17 protein-coding genes are annotated in these 16,854 nt (G+C 72.3%); 2 read left to right on the plus strand and 15 right to left on the minus strand.

Annotated elements, in window-relative coordinates; translation table 11 throughout:
• Nucleotides 1-11: 11 nt before the first annotated feature.
• The 3 genes from ACUXPL_RS00225 to paaZ all read right to left on the minus strand — a co-directional run bounded on the left by ACUXPL_RS00225 (nt 12) and on the right by paaZ (nt 4,263).
• Nucleotides 12-959 (minus strand): hypothetical protein, encoded by a 948-nt coding sequence (locus tag ACUXPL_RS00225; RefSeq protein ID WP_454181084.1) that lies wholly within the window; start codon nt 957-959, stop codon nt 12-14.
• A 115-nt stretch (nt 960-1,074) separates the two neighbouring features.
• Complete coding sequence (locus ACUXPL_RS00230; protein WP_454181086.1) at nt 1,075-2,007, minus strand: 3-hydroxyacyl-CoA dehydrogenase; 933 nt, start codon at nt 2,005-2,007, stop codon at nt 1,075-1,077.
• 138 nt (nt 2,008-2,145) lie between these two features.
• Entirely contained in the window at nt 2,146-4,263 is a 2,118-nt protein-coding gene (gene paaZ, locus ACUXPL_RS00235; protein WP_454181088.1) for a phenylacetic acid degradation bifunctional protein PaaZ, read from the minus strand.
• 277 nt (nt 4,264-4,540) lie between these two features.
• Here paaZ and ACUXPL_RS00240 point away from each other — a divergent pair, with 277 nt between their 5' ends.
• Both ACUXPL_RS00240 and panD read left to right on the plus strand, forming a co-directional pair.
• Nucleotides 4,541-5,533 carry a DUF559 domain-containing protein gene (locus ACUXPL_RS00240; protein WP_454181090.1) on the plus strand — a complete coding sequence of 331 codons (993 nt, stop codon included), beginning with the start codon at nt 4,541-4,543 and terminating at the stop codon, nt 5,531-5,533.
• A 196-nt stretch (nt 5,534-5,729) separates the two neighbouring features.
• Nucleotides 5,730-6,167, plus strand: coding sequence for an aspartate 1-decarboxylase (gene panD, locus ACUXPL_RS00245; protein ID WP_036318106.1), 438 nt, complete (start codon nt 5,730-5,732; stop codon nt 6,165-6,167).
• Between the two features lie 21 nt (nt 6,168-6,188).
• On the opposite strand, the gene ACUXPL_RS00250 is transcribed toward panD, so the two are convergent.
• From ACUXPL_RS00250 to paaA, 12 genes are all read right to left on the minus strand, one after another.
• Nucleotides 6,189-6,683: an SRPBCC family protein gene (locus ACUXPL_RS00250; RefSeq protein ID WP_180536216.1), complete on the minus strand. Its 495-nt coding sequence runs from the start codon at nt 6,681-6,683 to the stop codon at nt 6,189-6,191.
• Entirely contained in the window at nt 6,683-7,066 is a 384-nt protein-coding gene (locus ACUXPL_RS00255) for an MmcQ/YjbR family DNA-binding protein (protein ID WP_098470863.1), read from the minus strand. Before ACUXPL_RS00255 ends, ACUXPL_RS00250 begins: the two co-directional genes overlap by 1 nt.
• A 115-nt stretch (nt 7,067-7,181) precedes the next feature.
• Complete coding sequence (locus ACUXPL_RS00260) at nt 7,182-8,069, minus strand: 3-hydroxyacyl-CoA dehydrogenase family protein (protein ID WP_180536215.1); 888 nt, start codon at nt 8,067-8,069, stop codon at nt 7,182-7,184.
• A gap of 8 nt (nt 8,070-8,077) precedes the next feature.
• A complete protein-coding gene (locus tag ACUXPL_RS00265) occupies nt 8,078-8,863 on the minus strand; it encodes an enoyl-CoA hydratase/isomerase family protein (protein ID WP_454181093.1) in 786 nt (261 codons plus the stop codon).
• Between the two features lie 4 nt (nt 8,864-8,867).
• Nucleotides 8,868-10,085 (minus strand): thiolase family protein, encoded by a 1,218-nt coding sequence (locus ACUXPL_RS00270; protein WP_454181094.1) that lies wholly within the window; start codon nt 10,083-10,085, stop codon nt 8,868-8,870.
• A gap of 291 nt (nt 10,086-10,376) precedes the next feature.
• On the minus strand, nt 10,377-11,735 hold the full coding sequence (locus tag ACUXPL_RS00275; RefSeq protein ID WP_454181096.1) for an MFS transporter: 1,359 nt from the start codon (nt 11,733-11,735) through the stop codon (nt 10,377-10,379).
• Nucleotides 11,736-11,965: 230 nt separating this feature from the next.
• The gene (locus ACUXPL_RS00280; protein WP_049159390.1) at nt 11,966-12,751 is read right to left on the minus strand and encodes an enoyl-CoA hydratase/isomerase family protein; all 786 of its coding nucleotides are present in this window, start codon (nt 12,749-12,751) and stop codon (nt 11,966-11,968) included.
• A 31-nt stretch (nt 12,752-12,782) separates the two neighbouring features.
• A complete protein-coding gene (gene paaE / locus ACUXPL_RS00285) occupies nt 12,783-13,952 on the minus strand; it encodes a 1,2-phenylacetyl-CoA epoxidase subunit PaaE (protein WP_454181098.1) in 1,170 nt (389 codons plus the stop codon).
• The gene (gene paaD, locus ACUXPL_RS00290; RefSeq protein WP_454181100.1) at nt 13,952-14,461 is read right to left on the minus strand and encodes a 1,2-phenylacetyl-CoA epoxidase subunit PaaD; all 510 of its coding nucleotides are present in this window, start codon (nt 14,459-14,461) and stop codon (nt 13,952-13,954) included. Before paaD ends, paaE begins: the two co-directional genes overlap by 1 nt.
• Nucleotides 14,458-15,291, minus strand: coding sequence for a 1,2-phenylacetyl-CoA epoxidase subunit PaaC (gene paaC, locus ACUXPL_RS00295; protein ID WP_454181102.1), 834 nt, complete (start codon nt 15,289-15,291; stop codon nt 14,458-14,460). Before paaC ends, paaD begins: the two co-directional genes overlap by 4 nt.
• Entirely contained in the window at nt 15,288-15,590 is a 303-nt protein-coding gene (gene paaB / locus ACUXPL_RS00300) for a 1,2-phenylacetyl-CoA epoxidase subunit PaaB (RefSeq protein WP_020624884.1), read from the minus strand. Before paaB ends, paaC begins: the two co-directional genes overlap by 4 nt.
• 3 nt (nt 15,591-15,593) lie before the next feature.
• A complete protein-coding gene (gene paaA, locus ACUXPL_RS00305; RefSeq protein WP_454181104.1) occupies nt 15,594-16,601 on the minus strand; it encodes a 1,2-phenylacetyl-CoA epoxidase subunit PaaA in 1,008 nt (335 codons plus the stop codon).
• Between the last annotated feature and the right edge of the window lie 253 nt (nt 16,602-16,854).

Below are 16,854 nucleotides of genomic sequence, written 5' to 3' on the forward strand. Positions count from 1 at the left end.
GGCCGCTGTCCTCAGCCCTCGCCGTCGAGCGCGGCGAGCACCTCGGCCACGATCGAGGCCGCACGGACCTCGGCGTCTGCGGGCACCCCGCCATCCGCGTCGGCCTGGGCCACGGCCACGGTGCGGGCGCCGTCCTGCACGGCCGTCAGATGCGAGTAGACGGACCCCCCGGGGGCCGGGAGCGCCGTGTACGCGGTGCCGCCCTCGTGCTCGGTCCGCGTCACGCTCTCCACGTCGAGCCCGGCCAGGTCCACCCCGGTGCAGGCCTGCGCCGCCGCTCGGGCGTCCTCCAGGGCGGCGCGGGCGGCCTCCTCCGTGGGGTACACAGTGACGCGCACGCCGAGCGGAGTGACCTCGGCGTCGGGGGACGCCGTGAAGGAGGGCGCCGGCGTCGTGGTGGGCCCGCCGCCGGTGGTGGCGGCCGTCTCCGGCTGGGCCGTGAGCCCCAGGTCCGCGGCCCCGGCCTCGGCGTCCCGCTCCAGGGCGGAGCGGGTGGCGTCCAGGCAGGCCTGCTGTTCCGCGTTGCGGGTGGGCGCCGGGCTCGCGCCGGCGTCGACCGCCTGCTCCAGGCCGTCGGCCCGCTGGCGCAGCTCCGTCTGCCGCTCCAGCGGAGAGGCGGCGCTCAGCCCCACCTCGGACCCCGGCCCCGCGGCCCGCTGCACGGCGGCCTGCACCGCCAGGGTCCGCTGCCCGTCCAGCGCGGGGGGCATCTCGAGGGACAGGCTGCCCGAGGCGGAGGCGCCGCCCGTGCTCGCCGTGGTGGCGCTGGCCGCGGGTGACGTGGGGGCCGTGGAGCTGCTGGCCGCGGGCGACGTGGACGCTGACGAGGCCGCCGTCGTCGTGGACGACGCAGACGAGGGGGCGGGGGAGGAGGGCTCTGCGCCGCCGCCCGCGCACCCGGCGAGGGCGAGCGCGCCCACGGCGAGGACGCCGAGCAGGGGGAGCCGGGAGGGCATCATGGTTCGACTCTACGTGCGCTGTGACGGATGCCACAAGGAAGCGGCGGGGGCATGCGTCGGGGTCGCCCGATGCGGGGTGCGCACCGGACGGCCCCTGATCCGTCAGCCGAGGAGGTCAGCCGAGCGGGGTGTCCTTGTCGCCCAGGTTCCAGTCCTCCACCGGGCCGAGGTTCTCCCCGTCCGGTCCGTAGCGGTAGAAGCCCTGGCCGTCAGCCACACCGCTGTGGCCCTCGGCGATGCTCTTCTCGAGCAGCTCAGCGAAGCCGCGCTGCCAGTCGACGCCCGTGTTGCGGGAGACGTTGGCGGCCACGTGGAAGCCCACGATGTCGTAGGTCTGGAACGGGCCGCGCTCGTTGCCGGTGGCCACCCGCCAGGTGCGGTCGATGTCCGCCGGGTTGCCCACTCCGTGCATGTACAGCTTGGAGCCGGCCTGCAACCACGGGATGAGCAGGGAGTTGAGGAAGTAGCCCGGGATCTCCTTGCGCACGTGCACGGGGACCATGCCGGTCTCCTCGGCGAACTGCAGGGCTCCCGCGACGGCCTCCGGCGAGGTCGCGGCGGTGCCCATGACCTCGGCGGTGTTCTGCGCCCAGATGCGGTTGGCGTAGTGCAGGGCCAGGAAGCGCTCCGGATGGCCGCTGGCGTCGGCGAAGTCCGAGGGCAGCAGGGAGGAGGTGTTCGTGGCGAACAGGGTCGTGGCGGGGGCGAGCTCGCCCACCTGGGCCCACACCTTGCGCTTGAGCTCCAGGTTCTCCGGGACGGCCTCGATCACGATGTCCGCATCCGCCAGGGCCTCGCCGAGGTCCGAGGTCGGCGTGATCCGGGCGAGGGCCTCGTCGAAGCGCTGCGGGTCGTAGCCCTCCCCGAGGTCTGCTTCGTAGCCCTGGCGGATCCACGCCCAGCGGCGCTCGATCCCCTCGAGGGCGGCGGGGACGGCGTCGTAGGCCATCACCTTCTTGCCGTGGTACGCCGCCTGCAGGATGATCTGCGAACCCAGCACACCGGTGCCCAGCACGGTGACCTGGTCGAAACGGGTGAACTCGGACATGTGTGTCGACCTTCTTCTCTCGCGGTCCGAATGGGACGCCCAGGTGAACGCCCCAGGCGCGCTCCCTGTTCCCGGGGACGACGACGGGCCGCCCGGTGCGCAGCCGGCGCACGGGACGGCCCGTCGGGGCGGGGAGGCTCAGCCCTGGGATGCCTCGGACGGGGCCATCGGCCAGGTCTTGGCCACGAGCGTCAGCACGTCGTACTGGGCGCAGAGCTCGTCCTTCTGGTTGTGGATCCGGCAGTCCCAGGCCACCTCGCCGTACTCGTCGCTCACGCGCGGGGTGATGCGCTTGGCGGTCAGGGTCACGCGGATGGCGTCGTCGTAGGTGACGGGCGTGATGAAGCGCAGGTTCTCCAGGCCGTAGTTGGCCAGCACCGGGCCCGGATCCGGGGCCACGAACAGCCCCGCGGCCCACGAGACCAGCAGGTAGCCGTGGGCCACCCGGCGCGGGAAGAACGGGTTGGCCATGGCGGCCTCCTCGTCCGTGTGGGCGTAGAACCTGTCCCCGGTCTCCTCCGCGAAGGCGGTGATGTCCTCCAGGGTGACGGTGCGCAGGCCGGAGGCGAACTGGTCGCCCACCGTCAGCTCGGCCAGGGACTTGTAGAACGGGTGCACGGCGGTGCCGGCCTCCACGTCCTCGCGGGTCACCGTGTGGGCCGCGGCGCCCTGATGCCACACGCCGGTGATGGCCGTGAGCATGTCCGGGGAGCCCTGGATCGCCGTGCGCTGCATGTAGTGCTTCACGGCGCGGACCCCGCCGAGCTCCTCGCCGCCGCCGGCGCGGCCGGGGCCGCCGTGGATCAGCCCCGGCACGGGGGCCCCGTGACCGGTGGTGGTCGTGGCGGTCTGGCGGTTCAGGACGTGCACGCGGCCGTGGTGGGCGCCGATCCCGGCGGCGAACGCGCGGGCGATCTCACCGTCGTTCGTGGCGACCGTGGCCACGAGCGATCCCGAACCCAGGGCGGCCAGGGCCACGGCGTCGGCCACGTCCGTGTAGCCGATCACCGAGGTGACCGGACCGAACGCCTCGACGCTGTGCACCTCGGGGGTGCGTGCGTCCTCGAAGGTGAGCACCGTGGGGGCGAAGAACGCGCCGGACTCGGCGTCGGCGTCGCCGGTCGAGCCCTCGGGGCCGCCGAGGCGGACCTGACCGCCGGCGTCGACCAGGCGCTGCACCGCGCCGCGGACCTCGCTCTGCTGCTCCTTCGAGGCCAGGGCGCCCATGGTGGTGCCCTCGACGCGCGGGTCGCCCAGGACGACCTTGCCCAGCCGGGCGGAGAGGGCCTCGACGACGGCGTCCACGTGCTCCTGCGGGACGATCACCCGGCGGATGGCGGTGCACTTCTGGCCGGCCTTGACCGTCATCTCCTGGAAGACGACCTTCACGAACGCCTCGAACTCGGGGGTGCCGGGGGCGGCGTCGGGGCCGAGGACGGCGGCGTTGAGGGAGTCGGTCTCCGCGGTGAAGCGGACGCCGCCCTCCTGCACGTTCGGGTGCTTCTTCAGGGTGGCCGCAGTGGCGGCGGAGCCGGTGAACGCGACGTGGTCGCGGTAGTCCAGGTGGTCCAGCAGGTCGCGGGCGGAACCGGAGATCAGCTGGATCGAGCCCTCGGGCAGCACGCCGGACTCGAGCATCAGCTCGACGCACTTCTGCGTGACGTAGCCGGTGGGGGTGGCCGGCTTGACCACGGTGGGCACGCCGGCGACGAAGGCCGGGGCGAACTTCTCCAACATGCCCCACACGGGGAAGTTGAAGGCGTTGATCTGCACGGCCACGCCTGGGATGCGCTGGTAGATGTGCTCGCCGATGAAGGAGCCGTCGCGGGAGAGGGGCTCCACGTCGCCGTCGATGATCACGTTGGAGTTCGGCAGCTCGCGGCGGCCCTTCCCGGAGAACGTGAAGAGGGTGCCGATGCCGCCGTCGACGTCGAAGGCGTGGTCGCGCTGCGTGGCGCCGGTGGCGAAGGAGACGTCGTAGAGCTCCTGGACGCGGGAGTTCAGGTAGAGCGCGAGCTCCTTGAGCTTGAGGGCGCGCTCGTGGATGGTCAGCTCGCCCAGGGCCTGCTGGCCGACGGTGCGCGCGTGCTCGATGGCGGCGGCCGTGTCGAGGCCGTCGGTGGAGACGCCGGTGAGGCGCGCGCCGGTGTTCGCGTCCGTCACGTCGGTGACCTTGGACGGGTGCGACGGCGTCCACCAGCTGCCGGCGACGTAGCTGGGGAGGATCTCCGGGAGGGAGGGGGCGGTGACGGTCACGAGGTCTCCTGGTGTCGGGGGCACGGACGAGTCCCGACCGATCGGTCGGTTATTGGTCCTCACCCTAGCCGAGACGTGGATCACGCGGGAGGGGGAGCCGGGCGGGTGACGTCGTCGTCGTGGGGAGGGCTTGGCGGGGCAAGCCGTGGCGCCGAAGCCCGCAGACACGCCGCTACCGCCAGGACGTAGCGGCGTGTCTGCGGGCCTCGGTGGGGCGTCGTCCACAGATCCCGGCGGACGACGACGGCGGCCCGCCCGGATCGGGCACGCTCGGCCCATGCCCCGCTCGCCCGCGCCCCTGCCTCCGATGCGCTGCGGACTGGACGGCCGCCTCCGCGCTCCGACCGTGTTCTCGACCCCGGCCGCGCGCGAGGCGGGGGTGAGCGCGGCCCGGCTGCGGCGCGGGGACGTGGTCTCCCTCGGGTGGGGGCTCTGGGGCCGGCGCGGCGTCGAACCGGACCCCCTGGACCATGTGCGGGCGCTGCAGGATCTGCACCCCGAGGGCGTGTTCAGCCACGTGACGGCCGCCCGGGTGCTCGGCCTGTGGCTGACCGGGCCGCTCGCCGCCGACCGGTCCGTGCACATCGCGACCCCGCGCGGCCACGGCACCGCGTCGAGCCGGGCCGGGATCCGCTCACACCGCCTCCACGTCGACGCACCGGTGCGGATCGTGGACGGGGTGCGTGTGACCGCACCGGGGTGGACCTTCGTGGACCTCGCCGCGCACGCCGGGCCGCTCGAGCATCTCGTCGCGCTGGGGGACAGCATGGTGCGGACCGCCCCGACGGAGGCCCGACGCCGTCGGCTGCCTCCCGGGGTGACGGACGTGGCCGAGCTGCGCGCCGCCGTCGAGGAACGCGGACGGGTGCGCGGGATCCGCGCGGCCCGGGAGGCGCTGGAGCTCGTCCGCCCCGGGGCCGACTCGCCGCAGGAGAGCCGACTGCGGGCGCGGCTCGTCCTGGACGGCGTCCCCGAGCCCGCAGTGAACCCGTGCATCCGCCTCGCCACGGGACAGCGGCTCCGCGTGGATCTGGTGTGGGCGGAGGCCAAGGTGGCCGTCGAGTACGACGGCGATCAGCACCGCACGGATCGCCGGCAGTGGCGTGAGGACCGCGAGCGGGACGCGGCCCTGCGCGCGGAGGGGTGGGAGGTGATCCGGGTGACCGCCGACGTGTTCCGGCCGGGGCACTGGGAGCTGTTCGTGCGTCAGCTGCGCGGCCTGGTGGCCGCGCGGACGCCGCCGGGCCGAGTGCCGCCGTCGTGGATCTGACCCGCCCAGGCCCGCAGACGCGCCGCTACGTCCTGGCGGTGGCGGCGTGTCTGCGGGCCTCGACGAGAGGGGCGGGAGCCTCGGGCCCTCGGGCCGGCGTCGACCCCCCCTGCCCCTCGTCTCCGGACCGGCGTAGAATCGAGCACCGGTCCCCTCGGACCCGCCCCGCCCCCCCTCATCCGGAGAGTTCTGCCGCATGCTGCGCACCATGTTCCACGCCAAGATCCACCGGGCCACCGTGACCCAGGCGGACCTGCACTACGTGGGCTCCGTGACCGTGGACCAGGACCTGCTGGACGCCGCGGACATCCTGCCCGGCGAGCTCGTGTCCATCGTGGACGTCACGAACGGCGCGCGACTGGAGACCTACACCATCGCGGGCGAGCGGGGCTCCGGCGTGCTCGGCATCAACGGCGCCGCCGCCCACCTCGTGCATCCGGGGGACATCGTCATCCTCATCGCCTACGGGCAGATGGACGACGACGAGGCTCGCAACTTCCAGCCCAAGGTCGTCCACGTGGACGCGGACAACAGGATCGTGGAGCTCGGCGTCGACCCCGCCGACGGCCTGCTCGACGGCCTCTCCCGCCCGCCGCTGTCCCGCGAGTGGAACGAGGCCCAGGCCGAGCTCTGAGCCGGCCGGGGCGCCGGGCCGTCATGGACGAGTTGTTGGAGCGGGGTCAGCGGTCGGCATGGCCTTCGCCCCGAGCGCCCGACGCGCGGAGCGCATCGCGACCGCGTGGCTGAGGCCCATCGCGGCGCGGGCGCCCGGCACGCGGGCCACGGCGCGCATCCACGACGAGGTCAGCACCACCTCCTGCTCCCACACCACGATGCAGTGCGGCGCGCGTCCGGCCGGGGCGCCGTCGTCGTGCACGGTGACCCGCACGGTGCCCGTCAGGTCCCCGCTCAGGTGCGCGACCAGAAGGCCGCGGGCGCGGTCGTCGATGAGACGCTCCATCGTCAGACGCACCGGCACGAACCCGCGCAGCCGGACGGCGGCGCGATCGGGGCCCAGGTGACGGACGCGCGGGACGGCCGGCCACCAGCGTGGGTAGCCGGCCGGGTCGGCGAGCAGGGCCAGCACGGACCGGGCGTCCGCGGGGACGGCCCAGCGGTGGGTGAAGCGGAAGGGGCGGTCGGCCGACATCAGGCCCGGCCGAAGGTCTCGGGGTCCACGGGGCGCCGGGTGCGGGGGAGCTTCGCGACGACCAGCAGGTACGACTCCGTGACGAGGTCCCGGACGAGCTGCTCGTCGAGGTCCGGGTGCGCGGCCAGGCTGAGCCAGTGCCGCTTGTCCATGTGATAGCCGGGCGTGATCGCCGCGGGAAGGGCCGCGCGCAGCTGGGCGCCGTCCTCCGGGCGGGCCTTCACGTTCACGAGGCGGCGCCCGTCGTGGTCGATGAACACCACGAACAGCTTCCCCTGCACCTTCACGACCTCGGTGTCCGGGCCGAAGGGGTGCGACGCGGCGCTGCCCGGCAGCTCGAGGGCGCGGTCGCGGGCGACGCGCAGCAGCGTGGGCTCGTCCATGCCCGTCACGTTAGCCGCGCCGGCCCCGCACTTTCGAACGTGATATCGGGGGAATGGGCGCTTTCGAACGGGAGATAGGTCCTATCTCACGTTCGAAAGCGCTCGCCCCGGGGGATCAGCGGTAGTCGAAGAAGCCCTTGCCGGACTTCCGGCCGAGCTCGCCGCGGGCCACCATGTCCCGCATGAGCTGCGGCGGGGCGAAACGCTCACCCAGCTGGGACTCGAGGTACTCCGCGATGCCCAGGCGCACGTCCAGGCCCACGATGTCGGTCAGGGCCAGTGGGCCGACCGGGAACTTGTAGCCCAGCACCATGGCGGCGTCGATGTCCTCGGGGGAGGCCACGCCCTCCTCGACCATGCGGATGGCCTCGAGCGCGATCGCCACGCCCAGGCGCGACGAGGCGAAGCCCGGGGCGTCCTTGACGACGACGGGGGTCTTGCCGAGCCCGCGGACCCACTGGGTGGACAGGGCCTGGAGCTCCGCACCGGTCTGCTCGCCGATCACGACCTCCACGAGCTTCGACGCCGGCACCGGGTTGAAGTAGTGCAGGCCGCAGAACCGCTCGGGGCGCTGCAGGTGCGTGGCGATCTCGTCGATGGACAGGGAGGAGGTGTTGCTGGCCAGCCAGGCGTCCTCGCGCAGGTGGGCCTCGACGTCGGTGAGCGCCTCGATCTTCACCTGCATGTCCTCGAACACGGCCTCGACCACGAGGTCGCAGCGGGCGAAGTCGGCGCGGTCCACGGAGACGGTCAGGCGCTGCGCCCACACGTCCAGGTCGCCGTCGATCTTGCCGCGCTCGAGGGAGGCGGCCAGGTCGGCCTCGATGCGCTCCTCGGCGGCCTGGGCCGACTGCGGGTCGCGCTCGACGACGACCACCTCGGACGAGCCGGAGACGAGGAACGCGTGGGCGATGCCGCCGCCCATCCGGCCGCCGCCGAGGACGCCGACGACGGCGGGCACGGAGGACGGCTCGGTATCAGGGGTGTTCTTCTGATCGGTCATGTCAGTCCTCACTTCTTCTTGCGGTCCAGGAACGCCTGCATGCGCTCGAACTTGGCCTCGGACTCGAACAGGATGGCCTGCGCGATCTCGTCCACGTGGGGGTGGGCCTCGCGAGGGAGGTGGAAGACGCGCTTGGACAGCCGCACCGCCAGCGGGTCCTGCTGCGCGATGCGGTCGGCGAGGGCGTCGGCGGCGTCGAGGAGGGCGTCCGGCTCGTGCAGCTCGGTGACGAGCTTGAGCTCGAGGGCCTCCTGCGCGTCCAGGATCCGTCCGGCGAGCAGCAGCTCGAGGGCCACCGGCTCACCCACCAGCTCCTTGAGCCGCCACTGGGCGCCCGCAGCAGCGGTGATCCCCAGGCTCGTCTCGGGCTGGCCCATCTTCAGCGCCGGGGTGGCGATGCGGAAGTCGGCCGCGTAGGCCAGTTCCGCGCCGCCGCCGAGGGCGAAGCCGTCGATCGCCGCGATCACGGGCATGGGCAGCCGGTGGATGCGGTCGAAGGCCTGCGAGTTCACGCCGCGCAGGGCGTCGTCGCGGCGGCGCTCGCGCAGCTGTCCGATGTCCGCGCCGGAGGCGAAGATGCCGGAGAACCTCCCCGGCTCGCGCTTCGACTCCACCTGCGTGCCCGAGATGATCAGGATCTTCGGCTCGCGTTCGAGATGGGCGCAGAGCTCGTGGAACTCGTCGACCATGGTCTGGTCGATCGCGTTGCGCACGCCCGGGCGGTCCATGCGCGCGTGGACGCGGTCCTCACGTTCCTCGACGCGCAGTGCCGTGAAGTGGCTGAAGTCGGCCATGCGCTCAGACCTTCTCGACGAGCATCGCGGAGCCCTGGCCCACGCCCACGCACATCGTGGCCAGGCCCCTGTCCGCGCCCTCACGCTCCATCCGACCGAGCAGCGTGACCACGAGGCGCGAGCCCGAGGAGCCCAGCGGATGGCCCAGGGCGATCGCGCCGCCGTCGGCGTTGACGGTCTCCGGGTCCAGGCCGAGTCGCCGCATCGAGGCCAGGGACTGGGTGGCGAAGGCCTCGTTGAGCTCGACGGCGCCCAGGTCCGCCACGGACCAGCCGGAGCGCTCGAGGGCCTTCTCGGTGGCCGGGACGGGTCCCAGACCCATGATCTCGGGGGCCAGGCCCGCCGAGGTGGACTCCACGACGCGGGCCCGCGGGGTCAGGCCGTACTTCTGCGCGGCCCGCTCGGAGACGACGAGGATCGCCGAGGCGCCGTCGTTGAGGGAGGAGGAGTTGCCGGCGGTGACCACGCCGTCCTTCTTGATGATCGGGCGCAGGCCGGCGAGCACCTCGGGGGTGGAGCCGGGGCGGGGGCCCTCGTCCGTGTCCACGATCGTCTCGGCGCCCTTGCGGCCCGTGACGACGACGGGCACGATCTCGTCCACGAAGCGGCCGGCCTCGATGGCGGCCAGCGCACGCGCATGCGAGCGGGCGGCGAAGGCGTCGGCGTCCTCGCGGGTGATGCCGTCCACCTCGCCCACCTCCTCGGCGGTCTCCGGCATGGAGAAGGTGAACTTCTCCCCGAACTCGCCGTCCGCGAAGCGCGGGTTCACGAAGCGCCAGCCGATCGAGGTGTCGAAGGCCGCGCCGGGCTTGGCGAACGCCGTCGTCGGCTTCTCCATCACCCAGGGGGCGCGGGACATCGACTCCACACCGCCGGCCACGACGACGTCGGCCATCCCGGAGCGCACCATCGCGGTGGCGATGCCGATCGCGGACATGCCGGACGCGCAGAGGCGGTTCACGGTGATGCCCGGGACGGTGTCCGGGAAGCCGGCCAGCAGCCAGGCCATGCGGGCGACGTTGCGGTTCTCCTCGCCGGCGCCGTTGGCGTTGCCGAGGATGACGTCGTCCACGACCGACGGGTCGATGCCGGCGTCCTCGATCACGGCCTTGACGGTCAGGGCGGCGAGGTCGTCGGGGCGGACGGAGGAGAGGGCGCCGCCGTACTTGCCGACGGGCGTGCGGCGACCGCCGACGAGCAGGGCCTGGGACTGTGCGGACATGGAGACTCCTTGAGTGACCGACGACGGGGCGGGCGCGGCGAATTACCGACCGTGCGTTCAGGTTCAGTATCCCGGGCCGGTGTGACGGGGGTCAACTGCGGGGGCGGGTGTGACGGGACAGGCGGGAGCCCGCGCCGAGGCCCGCAGACGCGTCGCTTCGATCCCGACGTGGCGGCGTGTCTGCGGGCCTCGGCGCCGGTCCGGCCGCGCACGACGACGGCGCGCCCTTCCGGAGGAGGACGCGCCGTCGTCGTGGGGTGGGGACGGGTGAAACCCGTCAGACGGGCCGGATCAGGCCGGCACCACCGGGTTCGAGCGCGTGGCGACGACCTGCTCGTCGTGCAGCTCGCGGTCCTGGATGCCCTTGGGGACGAACAGGACGGCGATGAGCGAGATCGCGGAGATCACGATGATGTACCAGGCCACGTTCTCCCAGCCGGTCTTCACGAGCTGGTCGGCGAGCAGCGGGGCGAAGGCGCCGCCGATGATGGTGCCGAGCGCGTAGCCGATGGAGACGCCGGAGAAGCGGACGCGGGCCGGGAACATCTCGGCGTACATCGCCGACTGCGGGCCGTAGGACGGGCCCAGGCCCAGGGTCAGGACGAACAGGCCCAGCGAGAACAGCGGCAGAGACGCGGTGTTGAGCAGCCCGAACAGCGGGAAGGCCCAGACGATCAGGAAGCCGTAGCCGAGGACGAAGGTCAGCTTGCGGCCGATCTTGTCCGAGACCCAGCCGCCGAGCAGGGTGAAGATGAACCAGCCGACGCCGCCGACGAGGCTCGCGATGAGCACCTCGGAGGAGGTCATGCCCAGGCCCTTCGGACCGCCGTACTTCGAGAACCACGCGATGAGCAGGTAGCCGACGCCGTTGTTCGCGGCGAAGATCACGGCGGCGAGGATGACCTCCTTGGTGTGGTGCCGGAAGAGCTCGCCCAGCGGGGCGGACTCGTCCACCTTGAGCTGCTGCATCTCCTTGAAGACCGGGGACTCCTCGACGGCCTTGCGGATCAGGTAGCCGACGACGATCAGCACCACGGAGATCAGGAACGGGATGCGCCAGCCCCAGGTGAGGAACTGCTCCTCGGACATGGTGGAACGCACGATGAACAGCACGCCGGTGGCCAGGATCATGCCCAGCGGCACGCCGATCTGCGGGGCGGAGCCGAACAGGCCGCGCTTGCCGTGGGGGGCGTGCTCCACGGACAGCAGCGCCGCGCCGCCCCACTCGCCGCCGGCGGACAGGCCCTGCAGCAGGCGCAGCGCCACGAGCAGGATCGGGGCCCACACGCCGATCTGGGCGTAGGTGGGCAGCAGGCCGATGAGGGTGGTGGCCAGGCCCATGCCGATCAGCGTGAGGGACAGGACGAGCTTGCGGCCGAAGCGGTCGCCGAGGTGGCCGGCGATGATCGCGCCGAGCGGGCGGACGAGGAAGGAGATGCCGAGGGTGACCCACGCGGCGATCTGGGAGCCGCTCTCGCCCATCGGCTGGAAGAAGAGGGCGGCGAAGACGAGCGCGGTGGCCTGGGCGAAGATGAAGAAGTCGTACCACTCGATGGTGGTGCCGACGACGGTGCCGGCGATGACCTTGCGCTCCTCGCGGCGGTCGCGCGCGGGGGCGGGCGCCGCGGGGGATGCGACGGTGTGGCTCATGGGTGCTCCTGGGATGCGGGGCGGCGGCCGACCGTGAGACGGCGGCGGGACGGTGTGGTTCCCGACCGATCGGTCGGGAAGTGACACCCGTCACCGTATACGATCTCTGTGACTCACGCCACGATCCGGGCTGATGACGGGAATGTGACGCGGCCGGGCCGGGACGACGACGGCGCCGCGCCCCTCGCGCGAAGGGTGCGGCGCCGTCGTCGGTGGCGGGGTGCGGCGGCTCAGCCGCGGCCGGTGAACTCCGGCTTTCGCTTCTCCTGGAAGGCCTGGAAGCCCTCGGCGTAGTCCGCGGTGCCGCAGAGCTCGCCCTGGGCGATGTTCTCCGCGTCGAGGGATTCCCACAGGCCCACGCGGTGGTCGCGGACCTGGGCCACGAGCTCCTTCGACGCGCGGAACGCGAGGGTCGCGCCGGAGGCCACCTGGGCGACCTTGGCGCGGGTGAACTCGAGCAGCTCGTCCGCGGGCAGGGCCCGGGAGAACAGCCCGGCCTGGACGGCCTCGGCGCCCGAGAGGAGCTCGGCCGTGTAGATCAGGTCCAGGGTGCGGTGCGCGCCCAGGCGCTCGGTGAACAGCCAGTGGCCGCCCGAGTCCAGGGTGGCCCCGAGGTTCGCGAACGGCGAGCCGATCTTCGCGTCCTCGGCCACGTACACCACGTCCGTGGCGATCGCGAGGCCCAGACCCACGCCCAGGCAGGCGCCCTGCACCGCGGCGAAGGTGGGGACCGGGATCGCGGACATGGCCCGCAGCACCGGGGTGACCCTGTCCCGCAGGTAGGCGGTGGCGTCGTCCTCGGCAGGGACCACGGCGGAGATGTCGCGGCCCGCGCAGAAGCCGCGGCCCTCGCCGCGCAGCAGCACGGCCCGGACTTCGCCGGACTCGACGCCGGCGGCGGCCCGCTCGTAGGCGGCCTGGAGTTCGGCCAGCGCGGCCTCGTCCAGGGCGTTCATCCTCTGGGGGGCGTCCAGCACGATCTCGGCGACGCCGTTCTCGACGGTGATCTCGATCATCGGGGGTTCCTTCGGTCTCGTGGGCGGGCGCTCAGGCGTCGAAGTCCAGCGTGATCGAGTCGGAGGTCGGGCGGGTCTGGCACGTGAGCACGTAGCCCTTCTCCACCTCGTCCTTCTCGAGCGCGTAGTTCTCGTCCATCTCGTAGGCGCCGTCGACGACCTTGGCGCGGCAGGTGCCGCACACGCCGCCGGCGCACGCGAAGGGCACGTCCGAGCGGACGCGCAGCGCGGCGTTGAGGACCGTCTCGTGGGCGGACTTGGGGGACTCGACCTTGGCGGTGAGGCCGTCGAGGTTGAACTCGATGGTCACGTTGTCGCCCTTCGGGTCCACCTCCACCACACGGCCGGAGTGGCCCTGCGGGTTCTCCGGGCGGCCAGTGGTGAACAGCTCGAAGCGCACGTCGTCCTCGGACACGCCGCGGGCGGCGAGCGTCTCACGGGTGAGCTGCACGAGCTCGAACGGGCCGCAGAGGAACCACTCGTCGGTGCCCTCCACGTCGATCACGCGGTCCAGGAGGGTGGTGAGCTTGTCCTCGTCGATGCGACCGGAGAGCAGCGGGGACACGCGCTGCTCGCGGGAGAGCACGTGGTGCACCGTGAACCGGGCCGGGTACTTGTCCTTGAGGTCGCCGATCTCCTCGGCGAACATCACGTCCATGGCGGAGCGGTTCGCGTAGACCAGGTCGAAACGCGAGGACTCGGAGGCCGCGAGCACGGCCTTGGCGATCGCCATGATCGGGGTGATGCCCGAGCCGGCCGCGAACGCCACCAGGTGCGTGTCCTTCTTCTCCGCGACCTTCTCCGCCGCCACCTGCTGGGCGTCGTTGAGGGAGGTGACGTGCGTGCGGGACGTGAACGCGCCCTGCGGGTTCATCACGTCGATCTTCTCGCCGACCTCGAGGCTCTCGTTGGCCCACGTGGAGAACTTGCCGCCGATGTCCTTCTTCACGGCCACGCGAATCTCGCCGCGCTTCGGGACGGCGCAGATCGAGTAGGACCGGCGCACCTCGGCGCCGTCGAGCTCCTTGCGCAGGGCCACGTACTGGCCCGGCACGTAGTCGTAGTCGTCGGCGAGCTCCTCGGGCACCGCGAAGGTGACCTCCACGGAGTCGTCGGTCAGGCGGCGCAGCTCGGACACCTCGAGGGTGTTGAACGTGGCGCGGCGCTTGCCGGTGGTGGGGGCGTCGGTGGTCTCGGTCATCAGTGCACCTTGAAGTAGTCGAAAGGCTCGAGGCACTCCCGGCAGGTGTAGAGGGCCTTGCAGGAGGTGGAGCCGAAGCGGGTGATCTCGCGGGTGTTCAGGGAGTGGCAGCGCGGGCACTTCACGGCCATGCCGATCATGACCGGGCCGTCCGTGGTGCGCGCGACGGGCGGGGCGATGCCGTACTCGTTGAGCTTGGCCTTGCCCTCGTCCGTCATCCAGTCCGTGGTCCACGCCGGCTGGAGCACCAGGCGCACCTCGGCGTCGGGGAACCCGGCACGCTCGAGCGCGCGGGTGACGTCCGTGGTGATGGTGTCCATGGCGGGGCAGCCGGAATAGGTGGGCGTGATGACGACGACGGCCCTCTCGCCCTCGACCCGTGCCTCCCGGAGGATCCCCAGGTCCGCGATGGACAGCACGGGGATCTCCGGGTCGTGCACGGTGGAGGCCGCATCCCAGACCCGCGCGTCGGCGGGATCGGCGGGGCGCAGCTCGCTGGCGGTGGTCACCAGGTCGCTCCCGGGTGACGGCGCGCCAGGGACTGCATCTCCGCGAGGATGTACCCGCGGTACTCGCTCATGGCGCCGGAGCGGTCGCCGCCGCGGGCGGTGCCCGTCGTCGGGACGGTCAGGCCGGCCTCCTCGATGGCCGCGCGGATGCGGGTCATCGTGGGCTCCTCCAGCGAGGACGGCAGCACGGCGACGCCCTGCTCGGCGAGGGCGCGGACGACGTCGTCGTCGTGGAAGAGCTCGGCCACGTAGGGCCACAGCTCGTCCAGGCCGCGCTGCATGCGACGCTTCGACTCCTCGGTGCCCAGGCCCAGGCGCTGCACCCACAGGGCGGCGTGGTCCTGGTGGTACAGGACCTCCTTGAGGGCCTTGTCCGCGATGGCGGCGAGCGTGGGGTCCGCCGACTCGCGCAGGCGGGTGTACAGCTCGTACGAGTAGAACGAGTAGTACAGCTGGCGGGCGATGGTCTTGGCGAAGTCGCCGTTCTCAGCCTCCACGAGGCGGACGGAGCGGAACTCCTCCTCGTCGCGGAAGTACGCGAGCTCGTCCTCGGTCTTGCCCCACGCCGTGCCGGCATAGGAGAGGAGGAAGCGGGCGTGGCCCACGAGGTCCAGGGCGATGTTGCCCAGGGCGATGTCCTCCTCGAGCTCCGGGGCGCGCGAGATCCACCAGGACAGGCGCTGACCGAGCATCAGGGCGTCGTCGCCGAGGGCGAGGGCGTAGCGGGCGACGTCGTCGCTCGCCTTCTGCTCGCCGGCCGCGATCTCCTCGGCGGTGATGGCCACGCCCGCGGAGTGCTTCGTGGCGGAGTCGTTGGTCGCGAAGCTCACAGGTGCGGCACCCCCTCGGACTGCTGGTAGTAGGTGGCGTGACGGTAGGACTTGCCCTGCGCGGACTCGAAGAAGCCGCCCTTGGAGTCCGGGTCGGAGGCCGCGATGGCCTCGGCCGGGACGACCCACACGGAGGTGCCCTCGTTGCGGCGGGTGTACAGGTCCCGCGCGTTGCGCAGCGCCAGGGTGGCGTCCGGGGCGTGCAGTGAGCCGGCGTGCACGTGGGAGAGGCCGCGGTTGGCGCGGACGAAGACCTCCCACAGGGGCCAGGCGTGGGAGGCGGCGGTGGTCTCGCTCATGGGTCAGGCTCCGATCAGGTGGGTCTCGGCCGGAGCGTTCTGCTCGGCCTGGCGGCGGGCGTAGGCGGCGGCGGCCTCGCGGACCCAGGCGCCCTCCTCGTGGGCCTGGATGCGGCGGGCCATGCGCTGGGTGTTCATGGGGCCGTTGCCCTTGATCACGGACATGAACTCGTCCCAGTCCAGCTCGCCGAAGTCGTAGTGGCCGCGCTCCTCGTTCCACTTCAGGTCCGGGTCCGGCAGGGTGAGGCCGAGGGCCTCGGCCTGCGGGACGATCATGTCCACGAAGCGCTGGCGCAGGTCGTCGTTGGAGAAGCGCTTGACCTTCCACGCCATGGACTGGCGGGAGTTGGGGGAGTCCTCATCCGGCGGGCCGAACATCTGCAGGGCCGGGCCGTAGAAGCGGTTCACGGCGTCCTGGGCCATCTGCTTCTGCTCCGGGGTGCCGTGCGAGAGCTCGTAGAGGATCTCCCAGCCCTGGCGCTGGTGGAACGACTCCTCCTTGCAGATGCGCACCATCGCGCGGCCGTACGGGCCGTAGGAGGCGCGGCACAGCGGCACCTGGTTGCAGATCGCGGCGCCGTCGACGAGCCAGCCGATCGCGCCCATGTCCGCCCAGGTGCGGGCCGGGTAGTTGAAGATCGAGGAGTACTTCGCGCGGCCGGAGAGCAGCTGCTCGTTCAGCTCGTCTCGCGGGGTGCCGAGGGTCTCGGCGGCGGAGTACAGGTACAGGCCGTGGCCGGCCTCGTCCTGGACCTTGGCCATGAGGATCGCCTTGCGCTTCAGGGAGGGGGCGCGGGTGATCCAGTTGGCCTCCGGCTGCATGCCGATGATCTCGGAGTGCGCGTGCTGGGAGACCTGGCGGGTCAGGGACTTGCGGTACGCCTCGGGCATCCAGTCGCGGGGCTCGATGCGCGAGTCCTCCGCGATCAGGCGATCGAAGTTCTCCTGGCCGGCCGCATCCTCGGGGGACGGGACGGAGGCCAGGTGCTGGGGGGAGCTGGTCTGCGTCATGGGGATCACCTCACGCTGAGTGCGGGCTGGTTCCGTGGTCAGGGCGCACCGGGGGTGCACCGAATTACTGACCGCTCGTTCAGGATAGGTCAGGGTGTGACCTCGGTCAACACGTCGGGGTCGGCGCGACCCGGGTGCGAGGCGGCCACCGGGGGCCGCGCGGGACGGTTCACTCCTGCACAGGCGTCCCGACGGCGTCCCCCATCCCCGGATCCTCCCGCGCCGCGGTCGCGGGACCCGTGCCCTTCCTACG

It is taken from the genome of Micrococcus sp. 140720015-1, from assembly GCF_053627595.1.